General features: G+C 68.8%; 16 protein-coding genes. 5 read left to right on the plus strand and 11 right to left on the minus strand.

Annotation, left to right across the window (positions count from 1 at the left end):
* Positions 1 to 1,734, minus strand: coding sequence for an alpha/beta hydrolase (locus ACFYTS_RS00890; RefSeq protein WP_387300446.1), 1,734 nt, complete (start codon positions 1,732 to 1,734; stop codon positions 1 to 3).
* 150 nt (positions 1,735 to 1,884) lie between these two features.
* Here ACFYTS_RS00890 and ACFYTS_RS00895 point away from each other — a divergent pair, with 150 nt between their 5' ends.
* A complete protein-coding gene (locus ACFYTS_RS00895) occupies positions 1,885 to 2,172 on the plus strand; it encodes a YiaA/YiaB family inner membrane protein (protein ID WP_357089635.1) in 288 nt (95 codons plus the stop codon).
* A 72-nt stretch (positions 2,173 to 2,244) separates the two neighbouring features.
* Entirely contained in the window at positions 2,245 to 2,793 is a 549-nt protein-coding gene (locus ACFYTS_RS00900) for a hypothetical protein (RefSeq protein WP_387300449.1), read from the plus strand.
* Positions 2,794 to 2,889: 96 nt separating this feature from the next.
* On the opposite strand, the gene ACFYTS_RS00905 is transcribed toward ACFYTS_RS00900, so the two are convergent.
* Both ACFYTS_RS00905 and purL read right to left on the minus strand, forming a co-directional pair.
* Entirely contained in the window at positions 2,890 to 3,540 is a 651-nt protein-coding gene (locus ACFYTS_RS00905) for a zinc ribbon domain-containing protein (protein ID WP_357282682.1), read from the minus strand.
* A gap of 230 nt (positions 3,541 to 3,770) precedes the next feature.
* Positions 3,771 to 6,065, minus strand: a complete 2,295-nt coding sequence (purL, locus tag ACFYTS_RS00910) for a phosphoribosylformylglycinamidine synthase subunit PurL (RefSeq protein ID WP_357282684.1) — start codon at positions 6,063 to 6,065, stop codon at positions 3,771 to 3,773.
* A 338-nt stretch (positions 6,066 to 6,403) separates the two neighbouring features.
* On the opposite strand from purL, the gene ACFYTS_RS00915 reads away from it, so the two are divergent.
* Positions 6,404 to 7,663: a glycosyltransferase 87 family protein gene (locus tag ACFYTS_RS00915; RefSeq protein ID WP_387300452.1), complete on the plus strand. Its 1,260-nt coding sequence runs from the start codon at positions 6,404 to 6,406 to the stop codon at positions 7,661 to 7,663.
* 67 nt (positions 7,664 to 7,730) lie between these two features.
* Here the strand turns inward: ACFYTS_RS00915 and ACFYTS_RS00920 are convergent, their stop codons facing one another.
* Positions 7,731 to 9,050 (minus strand): M18 family aminopeptidase, encoded by a 1,320-nt coding sequence (locus ACFYTS_RS00920; RefSeq protein WP_357282687.1) that lies wholly within the window; start codon positions 9,048 to 9,050, stop codon positions 7,731 to 7,733.
* A 24-nt stretch (positions 9,051 to 9,074) separates the two neighbouring features.
* Positions 9,075 to 9,485, minus strand: a complete 411-nt coding sequence (locus tag ACFYTS_RS00925) for a MarR family transcriptional regulator (protein WP_357282689.1) — start codon at positions 9,483 to 9,485, stop codon at positions 9,075 to 9,077.
* Positions 9,486 to 9,563: 78 nt separating this feature from the next.
* Between ACFYTS_RS00925 and ACFYTS_RS00930 the strand changes: the two genes are divergently transcribed.
* A complete protein-coding gene (locus ACFYTS_RS00930) occupies positions 9,564 to 10,637 on the plus strand; it encodes a substrate-binding domain-containing protein (RefSeq protein WP_387300454.1) in 1,074 nt (357 codons plus the stop codon).
* A 22-nt stretch (positions 10,638 to 10,659) separates the two neighbouring features.
* Here ACFYTS_RS00930 and purQ read toward each other — a convergent pair whose 3' ends face one another.
* Positions 10,660 to 11,337, minus strand: coding sequence for a phosphoribosylformylglycinamidine synthase subunit PurQ (purQ, locus tag ACFYTS_RS00935; protein WP_357282692.1), 678 nt, complete (start codon positions 11,335 to 11,337; stop codon positions 10,660 to 10,662).
* Entirely contained in the window at positions 11,334 to 11,567 is a 234-nt protein-coding gene (purS, locus tag ACFYTS_RS00940) for a phosphoribosylformylglycinamidine synthase subunit PurS (protein WP_357089657.1), read from the minus strand. Before purS ends, purQ begins: the two co-directional genes overlap by 4 nt.
* A 201-nt stretch (positions 11,568 to 11,768) precedes the next feature.
* Here purS and ACFYTS_RS00945 point away from each other — a divergent pair, with 201 nt between their 5' ends.
* Positions 11,769 to 12,413: an MBL fold metallo-hydrolase gene (locus tag ACFYTS_RS00945; RefSeq protein WP_357089660.1), complete on the plus strand. Its 645-nt coding sequence runs from the start codon at positions 11,769 to 11,771 to the stop codon at positions 12,411 to 12,413.
* A gap of 54 nt (positions 12,414 to 12,467) precedes the next feature.
* Here the strand turns inward: ACFYTS_RS00945 and ACFYTS_RS00950 are convergent, their stop codons facing one another.
* From ACFYTS_RS00950 to ACFYTS_RS00965, 4 genes are all read right to left on the minus strand, one after another.
* Positions 12,468 to 13,235, minus strand: a complete 768-nt coding sequence (locus ACFYTS_RS00950; protein ID WP_387300457.1) for a hypothetical protein — start codon at positions 13,233 to 13,235, stop codon at positions 12,468 to 12,470.
* Between the two features lie 113 nt (positions 13,236 to 13,348).
* On the minus strand, positions 13,349 to 14,731 hold the full coding sequence (locus tag ACFYTS_RS00955) for a dipeptidase (protein ID WP_387300459.1): 1,383 nt from the start codon (positions 14,729 to 14,731) through the stop codon (positions 13,349 to 13,351).
* A 16-nt stretch (positions 14,732 to 14,747) separates the two neighbouring features.
* Positions 14,748 to 14,927 (minus strand): hypothetical protein, encoded by a 180-nt coding sequence (locus tag ACFYTS_RS00960; RefSeq protein ID WP_387300461.1) that lies wholly within the window; start codon positions 14,925 to 14,927, stop codon positions 14,748 to 14,750.
* Positions 14,924 to 15,226: a hypothetical protein gene (locus ACFYTS_RS00965; protein ID WP_387300463.1), complete on the minus strand. Its 303-nt coding sequence runs from the start codon at positions 15,224 to 15,226 to the stop codon at positions 14,924 to 14,926. The genes ACFYTS_RS00960 and ACFYTS_RS00965 overlap by 4 nt, the downstream gene beginning before the upstream one ends.
* Positions 15,227 to 15,310 lie beyond the last annotated feature (84 nt).

Genomic DNA, 15,310 nt, shown 5'->3' on the forward strand with positions numbered 1-15,310 from the left:
CTACTTGACCGCCCGCTCGTACGCCTCCGCGAGCTCGATCTGGGTGCGGATGCGTTCCCCGAGGACCGGCGTCCAGTCCGGCGGCGCGGCGACCGCGGCCCAGCCGTCGAGAACCAGGGAGCCGTACCGGTGGCCGTGCCCGTCGCTGACGCCCTGGGCGTTGGTGAGGTCGGCGACGACCTGCCAGAAGGTGACGAACGGCCACCACCGCATCTGTGAGGACACGTCCGCGCCGCGCGGTTCGGACAGCCAATCCGGTTGGGAGAAGATGAGATCCGACGACCACCACACGATGGGGTCGGACGGATGCTGCAGGTAGGCGATGCGCGGCTTGCGCCACTCCGGCGAGGGCCGGTTCAAATCCTCGGCGGTGGCGGCGAATCGGACCACCAGCCCGTCGGCGTAGATCGGATCCACTTCCCGGGTGCCCGGGTCGCGGCGTTGAACGAACTGCCGCCACAGTCGATTCGAGTTGGGCGGCCCCACCCACAGCGCGCCGTCGACCTTGGAGCGCAGATCGGCCAGTCCGTCGAAGGCGGATTCGGAGCCCTGCGAGCCGAGGCTCTCCCCGTACACGAGCAGCTTGGGCCGATGGTCGGCCGGTCGTTGCGACCAGGCCCGGTACACCGCGTCGAACATGGTGCGCCCGTTGGCCGCGACCTTCTCGCGGTCCGCCAGGAACGACAGCACGCTCGGCAGATACGAGTACTGGGACGCGACGATCGCGGTGTCGCCGCCCCACATGTATTCGAGCGCGGCGGCCGCCTCCCCGTTCACCCAGCCGGTCCCGGTGGTGGTGGCCAGCACCAGCACCTTGCGGTCGAAGGCCCCGGTGCGCTCGAGTTCGGCGACGGCCATGTCCTCCTCGCGCATGTCCTGGGTCGCCGATTTCAGTCCCACATAGACCCGAATCGGTTCGCGCGCGGGCTTTCCGGTGACAGCGCTGATCAACACCGGATCGGGTCCGTGCGAGACGAACCACCGTCCCTCCGACCCCAGCGTCTCCCACTTGGCCAGCGAGGCCGGACTCCCGGAACGCTCCGGCTTCATCGGCTGTACCGCGAAGTCGCTCATCTTGTCGTTGCGCACACTGAACGCCGAGTTCGCGACCGCGAAGAAGGCCCGGGTGGCGACACCGTTGAACAGGGTCACGATCAGGACGGTCAGCAGCAGCGCCCCGATCGCGGGCGCGAGCGCGGGCGGCACCTTCACCCACCGGCTGAGCAGCCGAGCCAGGAACCGCACCGTCTCCCGCAGCGTCCGGTAGACGGCGACGACGAGCGCGCCGACCGCCACGCTCAGCCCGCCCGTGCGCAGATACGCGGCGCGGGTGGTGCCCTCCATGTTCATGAGGCTGGTGATCTCGCGCTGCCAGTCCGCGGACAGCACCAGCATGGCGGCCGCCACCAGGGCGCACGCGCCGACCACGACGACCTTCACCAGGTAGCGCACCCATTCGGGCGGGGTCTCGACCGGAATCCGCGGCCGCACCCACCGCCGGAAGGCCCATTGCAGAACGCACCCGACGCCGTACCCGATGGCGGCGTTGATCCCGGAGATCAGGCCCTGGAACAACCAATCCCGCGGCACCAGCGAGGGCGTCACCGACCACGCGAAGAAGATGGTCGCCACCACCAACCCCGTGTGATTGAGGTCGATGATGTCCTCCGCCCGCCGCGCGACCACGGCGGCGCGCGTGCGCAACCGGGTCAGGGCGTGGGCGGAGTCCAGCACCCGTCAAGTATGGACGCAACCGGCCCGAATCCGGGGAGCCCCACGTGTGAGAGGGGCCATCACCCGGGCGTGTCGGACACGGCTTCTACCGACCCGACTCGAGTAGATGTACTCGGTCGATTCGACGGCGCGACAGCCACACTCGGATTCATGAGCAACCCCAGCGCACAGACCAAGTCCACCACGGCGTTTCTGGCGCAGGCCGCGATCGCCTTCGGAATCAGCTTCTGCGCCTTGATCATCGGCATCGCCTACCTCCCCCTCGACATCTGGCAGCGCGGCTTCCTCCTGATGGCCATGCTGTTCCTGGTCAGCAGTAGCTTCACCCTCGCGAAAGTCATTCGCGACCAGCATGAATCGTCGAAGGTGCACCAGCGCATCGACGAGGCCCGCATGGAGAAACTGATGGCCGAACACGATCCTTTCAAGATCAACTGACTTGTCGCCCCGCCCGGATACGCTGGCCGTCCCCTTGATCTCCAAGGGGTTTGGTTAGGGGAGTACAAAAGTATGAAGAAGTCGATCCTGGGCCACTCGAGCATCGGATTCGCTGCCATGGCCGCGGTGGGGGCGGCCGCGATCGCGACAGCGACGACCGCGTCGGCGGGCGTGGTGAACACCCTGCAGCTGCAGGCCTCGCAGGCCTACTGCGTCGGCACCACCTACACGATCAGCCTGTCCGCCACCGACGCCACGGCATTGATGGCCCAGGCCGCGGGCTACTCGAGCATCACGTTCGTCTGGTCGCCCGCCCCGCAGGGCACGACCACCACCATCGCCACCCTGCCGTATGTCGCGGGCCAGGGCATGACCGTGAATTGGGCACCCACCTATGCGGGAGACACCGCCCTCGGGGCATTCGCCTACGACTCGGCGCTCGGCCCCAACGCGATCATCGATTCCATGATCCCCAACGTCCATGTGGTTCAGAGCGCTCCCGCCGGAGCGAGCTGCACCCCGACGACGCCTCCGCCCACCACGACCCCGCCGACGACCGGAACCGGTAGCGCGAGTTCGATTCCGGTGATCGGCCCGCTGCTGAGCAGCCTGTTCCACTAGGTGCACGGCGCGGCGACAACTCGATCGAGCTGTCCCGCACGGGATATGGCGAGAGCCCGCCGGAGGAATCCGGCGGGCTCTCGTGCAGGTGGACCGCTATTGACCTTGACCGCAATTCGAGCAGAACGCCGACCCCACCGGGATCTGATGCCCGCAGCCGCGACAGCCCGAACGCAGGTCCAGAGCAGTGCCGCAGGCTCCGCAGAACCGACCGCCGGTGGTGTTGGAACCGCAGGTCGGGCAGAGAACCCGGGCCGGGGTGGAGATGTCGTGCTGCTGGGCCCAATCCTGTTGCCGCGCTGCTTCCTGGATCTGTTCACCGCGGGCGGCGGCCTGCGCCCGCGCGATCTCGTGCTGGACCAGGGGTGAGCAACCCGTGCACTGTCCCACCTGCTCGTTCCAGCAGTTGCGTGCGCACATCCAGGAACCGCAGCCCCCGCACTGCCGGAAGTTCGGCTCCACGTCCCTGATGGCGGTGGCGAAGGCCTTGTCCTTGGTGCTCGAGGATGAGCTGCCCCAGCTGTTGGAGTAGCTGTCGGCGGCCGAGGATGCCTTGTTCAGCACGCTGAAACGGTCACCGAACAGGTCCCGCAGCACGCGCAGCAGGCCGCGGCCTCGCGAGAGGTAGTTCTGCTGGAACGCCGACTGGTAGACGGTTCTGCATCGGTCGCAGTGGAAGTCCCACTGGAAGCCCTCGTCGTTCGACATATCGGAATAGTTGCTGGTGAAGACGACCGGCGCGGCCATGGTGGTGTTCGATTCCTTTGCAGCCGATGTGAATACGTCGAAGGCGCGCGGGAACCACCCGAGCACCAACAGGTCTGATATCGGCGGGAGATCACAAAGCGCAACATGTGTACCGCGTCGGCCACCGGCCGTGGCCGTGGATGGCGAGAGCCCGCCCGGACGAACCGGGCGGGCTCTCGATCATTCCTACGGCTGTGTGGCCGCTACGGTTCAGCGCCGCGGGCGACCGCTCAGTGGTCGGCGTTGCCGAAGAGGGCGGGGAGGGTGCCCTCATGGGCGGCGCGGAGCTCGTCGAGGGTGGCCTTGAACAGGCCCTGGACCTCGACGGAGTCGGAGCCGTCGTCGACGACGCCGATGCGGGCCCACGGGAGGCCGCGAGCGTCGCACATCTTGGTGAAGCGGGTTTCCTCCGAGCGGGGGACGGCGACCAGGACGCGACCGGCGGACTCGGAGAAGAGGGTGACGAACGGGTCGGCGCCCTCGGGAAGGATGATGCGGCAGGCGGTTTCGCCGGCCAGCGCGGCCTCGACGACGGTCTGGATGAGGCCGCCCTCGGAGACGTCGTGCGCGGCGGAGACCATGCCGTCGCGGGAGCCGGAGACCAGGATCTCGGAGATCAGCTGCTCGCGGGCGAAGTCGACCTTCGGGGGCAGGCCGCCGAGGTGGTCGTGCTCGACCTGCGCCCAGATGGAGCCGTCGAGCTCGTCACGGGTCTCGCCGAGCAGGATCAGGGTCTCGCCGGGCTCGGTGCCCAGGCCGGTCGGGATGCGGCGGTGCACATCGTCGATGACGCCGAGCACGCCGACCACGGGGGTCGGCAGGATGGCGGTCTGGCCGGTCTGGTTGTAGAACGACACGTTGCCGCCGGTGACCGGAATGCCCAGGGCCGCACAGCCGTCCGCGAGACCGCGCACGGCCTGCTGGAACTGCCACATGACGCCCGGGTCCTCCGGCGAACCGAAGTTGAGGCAGTTGGTGACGGCCTTCGGGGTGGCGCCGGTGACGGCGACATTGCGGAAGGCCTCGGCCAGCGCCAGCTGCGCGCCGGTGTACGGGTCCAGCTTGGTGTAGCGGCCGGAGGCGTCGGTGGCCAGGGCGATGCCGCGGCCGGACTCCTCGTCGATGCGGACCACGCCGGCGTCGGCGTGCTCGGCGAGCACGGTGTTGCCGCGCACGTAGCGGTCGTACTGCTCGGTGATCCACTTGCGCGAGCACAGCTGCGGGCTGGCCAGCATCTTCATCAGGGTGGCGCGCAGTTCGTCGCCGGTCTGCGGACGGTTCAGGTGCGAGGCCGAATCCGCGTTCAGCGCATCCTGATCCGCGGGCCGCTGCACCGGGCGCTCGTAGACCGGGCCCTGGTGGGCGACGGTGCGCGGCGGCACGTCGACGACGGTCTCGCCGTGCCAGGTGATGACCAGGCGGTCGCCGTCGGTGACCTCACCGATGACATTGGCGTTGACGTCCCACTTCTTGCAGACGGCCATGAAGGCGTCCACGTTCTCCGGGGTGACGACCGCGCACATGCGCTCCTGCGATTCGCTCGACAGGATCTCGGCGGCGGTCATGCCGGCGGCGCGCAGCGGGACCTGGTCCAGGTCGACCAGCATGCCGCCGTCACCGGCCGCGGCCAGTTCGGAGGTGGCGCAGGACAGGCCGGCGCCGCCGAGGTCCTGGATGCCGACCACGAGTCCGGCGTGGTACAGCTCGAGACAGCACTCGATGAGGACCTTCTCGGCGAACGGGTCGCCGACCTGGACGCTGGGGAGCTTCTTGCGGCCGGAGCCGGATTCGTCGCCGGAGAAGGTGTCCGAGGCGAGCACGGACACGCCGCCGATGCCGTCGAGGCCGGTGCGCGCGCCGAACAGGATGATCTTGTTGCCCTTGCCGGAGGCGAAGGCCAGGTGCAGGTCCTCGACCCGCATGACGCCCGCGCACAGCGCGTTGACGAGCGGATTGCCCTGGTAGGACGAGTCGAACACGGTCTCGCCGCCCACGTTCGGCAGGCCCAGCGAGTTGCCGTAGCCGCCGACACCGCGGACGACGCCGTCGACCACGCGCCGGGTGTCGGGGTGGTCGGCCGCGCCGAAGCGCAGCTGGTCCATCACCGCGATCGGGCGCGCGCCCATGGCCATGATGTCGCGCACGATGCCGCCGACGCCGGTGGCCGCGCCCTGGTAGGGCTCCACGTAGGAGGGGTGGTTGTGCGATTCGACCTTGAAGGTGACCGCCCAGCCGTCGCCGATGTCGACCACGCCGGCGTTCTCGCCGATGCCCGCGAGCATCGACTTCTTCATCTCGTCGGTGGTGGTCTCACCGAAGTAGCGCAGGTGCACCTTGGAGGACTTGTAGGAGCAGTGCTCCGACCACATCACCGAGTACATGGCGAGCTCGGCGTCGGTGGGACGGCGCCCGAGGATCTCCTTGATCCGGGCGTACTCGTCGTCCTTGAGGCCGAGTTCCTTGTAGGGCTGCGGGTGGTCCGAGGTGGCCGCGGCGTTGCTGACGGTATCGACGTGGCTGGTCACGGGAATACCAGAGTCCTTTCGGCCGGGCAGGTCGGAAGCGAATGCCCGCGTTGCTGGATGTCGGCGAGATACGCACCGAGTCTAATTGCCGACCAAATCAGGCCCTTACCCCGCCCATCGCTGTGTCCGGGACCACTTCTCGACACTCACAGCCCCGCCCATACCCACTACGTGTTTCGTATGCCGAAGCGCCAACTGATTTGCCGCCGACCGGGGTAACTCGCCGGGTACGCCCGAAATCGTTTCGGCTCCTGACCGCCGGTCCGCATGCAGTTCGGGCCACGGCACCCGAGCCGTGCGCTGAAGTCTCGGGGAGGCGGGGGAGCTAGTCTGTGGCGGTGAACGATCGATCCGGGGTCGCGGATCCGACCGAACAACCCGTGACCACGCCTGCAGGGCTGACTCGACGGCAGGGAGAGCTGCTCCTGGTCGCGGTCGCACTGTTCGCGGTGTCCGCTTTCATCAGCTATCAGGCCAAGCTCTGGCACGGATACATCGACCTGCAGGTGTACCGCAACGGTGCGCGGGCCTGGCTGGACGGCAAGGATCTGTACGGGCCGATGCCGCCGGTTTTCGGGCTCGGGCTTCCGTTCACCTATCCCCCGCTGGCCGCGCTGTTCTTCGCGCCGCTGGCCCTGATGCCCCTGGCGATCGCGGAGTGGGCGGTGCTCGCGGTGTCGATCGCCTCGCTGGGTGTGACGCTGTGGGTGGTGCTGGACCGGATCCGGCCGACCCTGGCCTGGCAGACCCGCCTGGCCATCGTGATCGGCGCGGTCGCCGTGCTGCAGCTGCTGGAACCGATCCGCCAGACCTACGGGTTCGGGCAGATCAACCTGGTGTTGATGGCCGCGGTCACGCTGGACTGCCTGGCGCGCAAGACCTTCTGGCCGCGCGGCATGCTGATCGGTATCGCGGTGTCGGTGAAGCTGACTCCGGGCGGCTATCTCCTCTACTTCCTGCTGCGTAAGGACTGGAAGGGCGCGATCACGCTCATCGTGTCGGCCATCGGCGCGGTGGCGGCCGGTTTCGTACTGTTCCCGCACGATTCGCCGGAGTACTGGTTCCACACGCTGGCCGACACCGGCCGCATCGGCCCGCCCTGGTACGCGGGCAATCAGTCGATCAAGGGTTTCGTGTTCCGGCTCGGCTACTCGACCTCGATGTCCACGCTGATCTGGCTGGTGCTGTCGGTGGCCGCGGTGGCGCTGGCCGCGCTGTGGATGAAGCGGCTGCTGGACGCCGGCTCGAACGTGGCCGCGCTGATGGTGAATGCCGCGGCGGTGCTGCTGGTTTCGCCGGTCTCCTGGTCGCATCACTGGGTGTGGATCGCGCCCGCGCTGATCGTGGCCGCCGACGCGATCTCCCGCGGCCGCCGCAATCCGTGGTTCCTGGGCGCGGTCGGCGCGGCCGTGGTGATGTTCGCGATCGGCCCGATGTGGCTGCTCCCGCACGACCACGACCGCGAGCTCACCTGGAACTGGTGGCAGCAGATCGTCGGCAACAGCTACGTGTTGTTCACGCTGATCGTGTTCGTGGTGGCGGCACTGACGTATCACCCGAAGCCCGCGGCGGCCGACGCCGAACTGTCGAACGCCTAGTACCCCGAAGCGAAAGGGCCGCCCGCACGGATCGTGCGGGCGGCCCTTCGTCGTGTCGGAAGCTGGATCAGCGCACGGCTTCCGGCGTCAGGAACGCCGCGAGCGCCGCCGCGTACGCGGCCACATCGGCCGCGCCCATCATTTCCCGCGCCGAGTGCATGGCCAGCTGGGCCGCGCCGACATCCACCGTGGGCATGCCGGTGCGGGCCGCGGTCATCGGCCCGATGGTGGAGCCGCAGGGCAGGTCGGCCCGGTGCACGTAGCGCTGCAGCGGCACGTCGGCCTGCGCGCAGGCGAGCGCGAAGGCGCCCGCGCCGGTGGCGTCGGTGGCGTAGCGCAGGTTCTGGTTGACCTTGAGCACCGGTCCCCCGTTCACCTCGATGCGGTGGGCCGGTTCGTGCCGGTCCGGGTAGTTGGGGTGGGTCGCGTGCGCCATGTCGCCCGAAGCGCAGATCGAACCGGCCAGGGCCGCCAGGTATTCGGCGCGGCCGCCGCCGCGGGTGAGCACGATGCGTTCGAGCACCGTGGGCAGCAGGTCGGATTGCGCGCCGCGGTCGGATTGGCTGCCGACCTCCTCGTGATCGAACATGGCCAGCACCGGAACCGCCGCGCCGGGTTCGTCGATCGCGGCCAGGAAGGCGCGCAGCCCGGCGTAGCAGGTGCCCTGGTTGTCGAGCCGGGGCGCGCTCACCAGATCCAGGGCGCGGCCGATCAGTCTGGACGGCACCAGATCATGGGTCATCAGCTCCCAGCCGAGCACCGCGTCCGCCTCGACGCCGGCCCGTTCGGCGATGAACGCCATGAACGATCGCGGTTCGCCGCCGATCCCCCACACCGCGTTCACGTGCCGCTGCGGGTCCAGCTGTACCCCGCGCCGGTCGTCGGAGAGGTGGATGGCCAGTTGCGGCACCCGCAGGAGCGGCTCGTCGATGCGAATCAGCTGCTCCCGCACCATGTTTCCATCGCGCACCGAGAGCCGCCCGGAGATGCCGAGGTCGCGGTCGAGCCAGGAGTTCAGCCAGGCCCCGCCGTAGGGTTCCAGCCCGACCAGCTGCCAGCCCGCGACGGCCAGGTCCGGGTGCTGCTTGACCCGCAGGTTGGGGCTGTCGGTATGTGCGCCGACCACGCGGAAGGGCGTGGCCTGCCCGGCGCGGAAGCCGGTGGGCGCGCCGGGTCCGCCGTCCGCCCACGCGACCAGCGAGCCGCCGCGCACCACGTAGTAGCGGCCCGCGCTGCTGGAGGGCCAGGGCGCCGATTCGGAGAGCCGGGTGAAGCCGAGGTCGTCGAGTTCCGCTGCGACAGTTCGGCAGACGTGGAACGGCGACGGGGAGGCATCGATGAATTCACACAGGCCGGCGGCGGTCGCGGTGGTCTCGGCAACAGGCATCCCCCGATACTAAGGAACCTCGGTTCAGTTCCCGGGGAGCGGGGCTTCGGCGACCCGGCCGAGCAGGCGGACCAGTTCGAGGTAGTCGTCACTGCCGAGACTGCGGCGCATTTCGGCCTCGGCGCGGGCTTCCTCGGCGCGCACCTCGGCGACGAGTTCCTCGCCGCGGCGGCTCAATCCGATGAGGATGCGGCGGCGGTCGTCGGCCGCGGCGACCCGGAAGATGAGTCCGCGCTCAGCCAGGTGGTCGGCGTGCCGGGTGGCCGAGGACGGGGCCAGCTGGGCCCGCGTCGCCAGTTCACTCATGGTGATGCCGATGTCGGCGGAGAGGTTGGTGAGCATGCACCATTGGTCGGCGGTGAGCCGTCGCGCGCACAGCGCGGCGTCCAGGTGACGAAGCCAACTCCGCTCGGCCGCCCGGAGGGCTCCATGCAAGGTGGAAAATCCACCTAGAATTGTCGCCATATTTCCCGCCCGTCAGAAAAACCGCTTGAACGAGGGGAAGGGTAACCGATGTCCCCGTTCGACGGGAATCCCGAGAACGTCTTCGAGATCATCAACATAGTTCCGCAGCAGGGTCCCGGCGGTATCTTCGGGCCTTCCTGCGAGGCGGCCATTTCTCTGGCGTTGGAAGAAATCAACTCCGGTACCGGAATTCTGGGAAGAGAATTGCGCGTCACCCACATAGACGGGGGCCGGGAACCGTCGGTAGTGGCGGCGGAGGTGTCCGCGCTGCTGGCCACCGGCCTGGTGCGGGCGGTCACGGGATGGCACACCTCGGCGGTGCGGCGGGCGGTGGAGCGGGTAACCGCGGGGCGGGTGCCGTATCTGTTCGCCACCGATCACGAGGGCCTGAACTCGGCTTCGGCTCCCGCGGGCCTGTTCATGATCGGCGCGGACCCCCGGCATCAGATCCTGCCCGCCCTGGACTGGCTGCGCCGCTCCTGCGACGCGCGCCGCTGGGCGATCATCGGCAACGATTACGTGTGGCCCCGGCGCACGGCGGCGGCCGTGCGGGCCGCGCTCACGGATCCGGACCTGATCCCGCTGGAGGTGTTCGTGCCCATGAACACCCACGATTTCCGGGACTTCCTCGACGATCCGCGGCTGGATCGGGCGGACGGGGTGATCGTGCTGCTGGTGGGCGCGGACGTGGCCCGCTTCAATGTGCAGTTCACCCGCACCGGACGAACGGCGCAGCAGGTCCGGGTGAGCCCGGCGGTGGACGAGAACGTGCTGCTGGCCGCGGGCGGCGGCGCGAACCACAATCTGTTCGTGCCGTCCGGATTCTTCGTGAACGGCCCGCACGACCGGGAACGACAGAACCGGTACCGCCGACTACACGGGGGCTTCGCGCCCTCCCTGACGAATTTCAGCAACACCAGCTACGAGGCCATTCACACCCTGCGCGGCATGGCCGAGCTGGCCGGATCGCTGGACGTGCGGCGGATCCAGTCCGCGATCGCGGACCGTCCGGTCATCGAAACCCCGTGGGGCGAGCTCGGATTCGAGGGCCGACAAGCGATCCGCCCGACCTGGCTGGCCAGGGCGGGCGGCATCGACTTCGAGATCCTCGACGGGATCTAGTTGTTCGGTTGTGCTCGCGTGATTACGCGGAGACCAGGCTGTCCAGCACGGACAGGAACAGGCCCAGGCCGTCGTCGCTGGGGCCGGTGAGCGGCTCGGTGGCGTGCTCGGGGTGCGGCATCAGACCGACGACGCGACGGTTCGCGGAGGTGATGCCCGCGATGTCGCGCTGCGACCCGTTGGGGTTGCCGCCCGCGTAGCGGAAGACCACGCGGCCCTCGCCCTCGAGCTCGTCGAGCACCTCGGCGGACGCCTGGAAGCGGCCCTCGGCGTTCTTGACGGGGATGAGGATCTGGGCGCCCGGCTCGTAGCGGGTGGTCCAGGCGGTGTCGGTCTGCTCGACGGTCAGCCACTGGTCGCGGCAGACGAAGTGCAGGCCCTCGTTGCGGGTCAGCGCGCCCGGCAGCAGGCCCGCCTCGCACAGGATCTGGAAGCCGTTGCAGATGCCCAGGATCGGCATGCCCTGCTCGGCGGCCTTGATGACCTCACCCATGACGGGGGCCATCGAGGCGATGGCGCCCGCGCGCAGGTAGTCGCCGTAGGAGAACCCGCCGGGGACCACGACCGCGTCGACCTGCTTGAGGTCGGCATCGGCGTGCCACAGCGAAACGGGCTCGGATCCGGCCAGTTTCACGGCCCGGGCGGCGTCGACGTCGTCGAGCGTGCCCGGGAAGGTGATGACACCGATGCGGGCGCTCACAGCCGGACGACCTTCCAGTCCTCGATCACGACGTTGGCCAGCAGCGTTTCGGCGATCTGCTCGAGATCGGCGTCGCTGACGTCGTCGGCGACGTCCAGCTCGAATCGCTTGCCCTGCCGCACATCCGAGATCCCGGGGTGCCCGAGACGCCCCAGCGCTCCGACGATGGCCTGTCCCTGCGGATCCAGGATCTCGGCCTTCGGCATCACCTCGACCACGACACGTGCCACGCGTTGCTCCTCAGCTGGTGGGGCGGCGCTCGGTCCATGCATGCCAGGCCGAGCGGGGGGTATCGCTGATCAGCGTAGTTGGCGTGGGCGGCGCGGGCCGCGCCGGGGCCGACCGTCCGTGGCCTGCGCCACAGCGGGGTCCGCCGCGACCAGGGGCGACTGACGGAGCGTGCCAGGCCGGTGCGGGGCTACCGTTGTCCCATGCGCATAGCCCATTTCGGACATTCCTGCATTCTGGTGGAACTGAACGGCGCGAAGATCCTATTCGATCCGGGCAATTTCTCGCACGGATTCGAGGGCATCACCGGATTGGACGCGATCGCGGTCACCCATCAGCACCCCGACCACATCGACTCGAACCGAATCGGGGCCCTGATCGAGGCGAATCCGCAGGCCAGGCTGTTGTCTGACCCGCAAACCGCGCTGCAGCGGGGTGAGCCCTGGGAGGCGGTCCATGCCGGAAATGTTCTGAAAGTCGGTGACGTCCAAATTACCGGCGGCGGTGGTCGGCACGCGGTCATCCACCCCGAGATCCCGGTAATAGACAACACTGTCTTCCAACTCGGCACCGCGGAAGATCCGTCCCAACTCGTCCACCCCGGTGATTCACTGTGGGTTCCGCCGACACCGGTCGGTGTTCTCGCCATTCCCGCCGTCGCACCGTGGATGCGTATCAGCGAGGCCGTCGATTACCTGCGGGCGGTAAATCCCCGCATCGCCTTCCCCATCCACTACGGGATCATCGAGCCCGCGGCGCAGGGCATCTATTTCGGTCGACTGGCCGAAATGGGTCCGGCCAATACCGAATTCCGGGTCGTGGAACCCGAGGACAACGCCGAATTCTGATTCCGCGCCGCCGGGCGGGAGCGGCCACCGCCCGGCGGCGCGAGTTCGTGGAAACTACTGCGGTGGAGGCGGATTCGTGGTGAACTGCGCGACCGCCGCCCCGACCCCGGCGCCCACCAGAGCGCCGACCAGGGCACTCGCGCCGCCGATGATGGCCGCGCCCAGGGTGCAGCCGCCGACGGTGCCGGTGATCGCACCGCCCGCGACGCCGAGCGCCGCACCGGCCGCCGCGAATCCGGGCGCCAGCGCCATCTCCCCGGAGACGACGATCGGCGCCAGCAGCGCTGCCGCGATGATGCCCGCGATGAACCCGAGCACACCGCCCGCGATGGCTCCGACGCCCGCGCCCGGTCCCCCGCCGAGGACACAGCCCGCCGCCGCACCCGGAATGCCGCCGGCGAGCGCGCCGATGGCCGCGCCCTGCGCGACGGTGGTGTCGAACCTGTCCTGTTGCTGCTGCTGGGTATCGGGCAGGGGCAGGGTGCCAGGGGCGGGGTCGAGGGTGGCCTGGCCGGGATCGGATTCCGGGGTCAGCTCGACCGACTGGTCGGAGACCAGTGCCCGGATCGGGTACCGGAGGTCGTCGACCTTGTAGTACAGCGCCAAGGTGCGGACGACCTGCCCGCCCGGCTCGCGGATGACGAGATTGCCGTTCTCGACGGCGAAGCTGCCGTTGTCGAGTGTGATCGAGGAGGTTCTGCCGGCCAGGCTCGCGGTGACGGTGACGTCTTCCGGGGCGGCCGTGGTGGTGCCGGAGGTGATGAACAGCGATGACAGTGTGACGGTGGTGAGGAACGTGGCCGGGGTTCTGCCGTGCTTCATGCTGGCTCCCTCGAGTCGGCGAACCTTCCCTTCTCTGACCGAAATGACCAGTTCAGTGTTCACCGACTCCGGCGCCCGCACGGCAGAACGCGAAAAAATACCGCTGACCTGCCCTAACGGTAGGAAGCCAGGAAGAGCGCCTCGGCGAGGGCCATGTTCTCGATCTCCGTCGGATCGACGCTCTCGTTCGGCGCGTGGATCAGGCACTTGGGTTCCTCGACCCCCATGAGCATGATCTCGGCCTCCGGATAGGTGTCGGCGAAGACATTGCACAGCGGGATCGAGCCGCCCTGCCCTTCGGTGGTCGCGGGCCGCCCGTAGGCGGCCTGCATGGCCGACGACATGGCCTGCCGCGCCGGGCCGTCGGTGCTGCCGACGAACGGCGAGCCGGTGGCCTCGGTCTCCACGGTCACTTTCGCGTGCCACGGCGCGTGCGACTTCAGGTGCGCGGTCAGGGCTTTCAGTGCCTCGTCCGGCCTGGTGCCCGGCGGGATACGCAGGTTCAGGCGCGCCCGGGTCTTCGGCTGGATGGCCGCCGAGGAGCCGACCACGGCCGGGACGTCCATGCCGAGCACGGTCAGCGCCGGTCGCGCCCACAGCATGTCGGCCACCTTGCCGCCGCCCACCAGGTCGACGCCGTCGAGAACGCCCGCGTCGGAACGGAATTGGGCCTCCGGGTAGTCGTGCCCCTCCCACACCTGGTCGTTGCGCAGACCGTCGACGGTGGTGTTGCCCTCCGCGTCGCGCAGTGTGCCCAGCAGATGGATCATGGCCGCGAGCGCGTCCGGCGCCGGGCCGCCGAACATGCCGGAATGCATGGGACCGGACAGGGTTTCGACGGTGACGACCACGTTCACATTGCCACGCAGGGTCTGGGTGAAGGTGGGCACGCCGACCGCGAAGTTGCCGCAGTCGCAGATCAGCAGGGTATCGGCGCGCAGCAGGTCGGCATGGCCGGGCACGAACTCCTCCAGGCCGCCGGTGCCCTGCTCCTCGGAGCCCTCCGAGACCAGTACCAGCCCGACCGGGAAGTCGTCGCCGTAGACCTTGCGCAGCGCCCGCAGCGCGGTCAGGTGCATGACGATATTGCCCTTGCAGTCGGCGGCGCCGCGCCCGTACCAGCGGCCGTTCTTCTCGGTGAGCTGCCAGACCGGGGTCTGCCAGGCGGCGCCGTCGAGCGGCGGCTGCACGTCGTAGTGGCAGTACAGCATGATGGTCGGCGCGCCCGCGGGGGTCTCACTGCGCGCGACCACGGCCTTGCTGCCGTCGGGCGTCTCGTACAGTCCGACATCGGCGAGGCCCTCCGCCCTGAAGGCGTCGGCCACCCACTTCGCGGTCTTCTCGCATTCCTCGATCGGGAACTGCCGGGCGTCGTACACCGACTTGAACGAGACGAGCTGGGCGAGATCGCTTTTCGCCCGCGGCATGAGTTCCTTCACCGCCGCGCGCAGGGCGGCCGTGGTCGAATCGTCCTCGTTTTCAACGGTACTGGTCATGGGCGTCCTCCCGTGGTCAGTGGTGGTCGTCGGAATCGACCGTGGCACCAGTCTTCAGGTCGCCGACGCTCTTCAGGTAGGAAGCGAGCTGATCGGGGCAGTAGGTGGTGATGGCCAGCGCGGTCGCCTTCAGCACATCGTCGTCGGCGATGACCGGGCGAGCGCCGGGCCCGGTCGCGCCCAGTTCTTCGGTCATGCCAGCGCCTCCTGCGGAACCTCGGTCTTCCAGCCGGGCTTACGGAATCGAAGGAACAGATACGGGATGAGCAGGCCGACCACACCCATGCCGCCGCCGATGAGCACCACATAGCTCAGCGCGTTGCCGCTGCCGTACTGCGAGGGCGGCACGAATCCGAGCACCACCAGCAGCGCGCCCGGTATGAGGGTGCCGACGATCAGCCCCATACTCGACAGGCCCGCAACGGTTTTGGTGCCCTGCGAGGACACGAACACCGCCACCCAGTAGATGGTGATGATGACGATCTCCACGTACATACTTGGTGGCCGTAGCCCCCTTGGTCACCGTGCCGGTCATCACTGGTCCTTTCCAGGCAGAACACCGAACCCGCTCACCGCCGC

Source organism: Nocardia sp. NPDC004151 (assembly GCF_042874235.1).
Taxonomy (GTDB): domain Bacteria; phylum Actinomycetota; class Actinomycetes; order Mycobacteriales; family Mycobacteriaceae; genus Nocardia.

Coding starts and splice junctions, on each gene's coding strand:
- ACFYTS_RS00895 (WP_357089635.1), top strand. CDS start 1,885: ATGAGCAACCCCAGCGCACAGACCAAGTCCACCACGGCGTTTCTGGCG.
- ACFYTS_RS00900 (WP_387300449.1), top strand. CDS start 2,245: ATGAAGAAGTCGATCCTGGGCCACTCGAGCATCGGATTCGCTGCCATG.
- ACFYTS_RS00905 (WP_357282682.1), bottom strand. CDS start 3,540: ATGGCCGCGCCGGTCGTCTTCACCAGCAACTATTCCGATATGTCGAAC.
- ACFYTS_RS00920 (WP_357282687.1), bottom strand. CDS start 9,050: ATGCCTGTTGCCGAGACCACCGCGACCGCCGCCGGCCTGTGTGAATTC.
- ACFYTS_RS00930 (WP_387300454.1), top strand. CDS start 9,564: ATGTCCCCGTTCGACGGGAATCCCGAGAACGTCTTCGAGATCATCAAC.
- ACFYTS_RS00945 (WP_357089660.1), top strand. CDS start 11,769: ATGCGCATAGCCCATTTCGGACATTCCTGCATTCTGGTGGAACTGAAC.
- ACFYTS_RS00950 (WP_387300457.1), bottom strand. CDS start 13,235: ATGAAGCACGGCAGAACCCCGGCCACGTTCCTCACCACCGTCACACTG.
- ACFYTS_RS00955 (WP_387300459.1), bottom strand. CDS start 14,731: ATGACCAGTACCGTTGAAAACGAGGACGATTCGACCACGGCCGCCCTG.
- ACFYTS_RS00960 (WP_387300461.1), bottom strand. CDS start 14,927: ATGACCGAAGAACTGGGCGCGACCGGGCCCGGCGCTCGCCCGGTCATC.
- ACFYTS_RS00965 (WP_387300463.1), bottom strand. CDS start 15,226: ATGTACGTGGAGATCGTCATCATCACCATCTACTGGGTGGCGGTGTTC.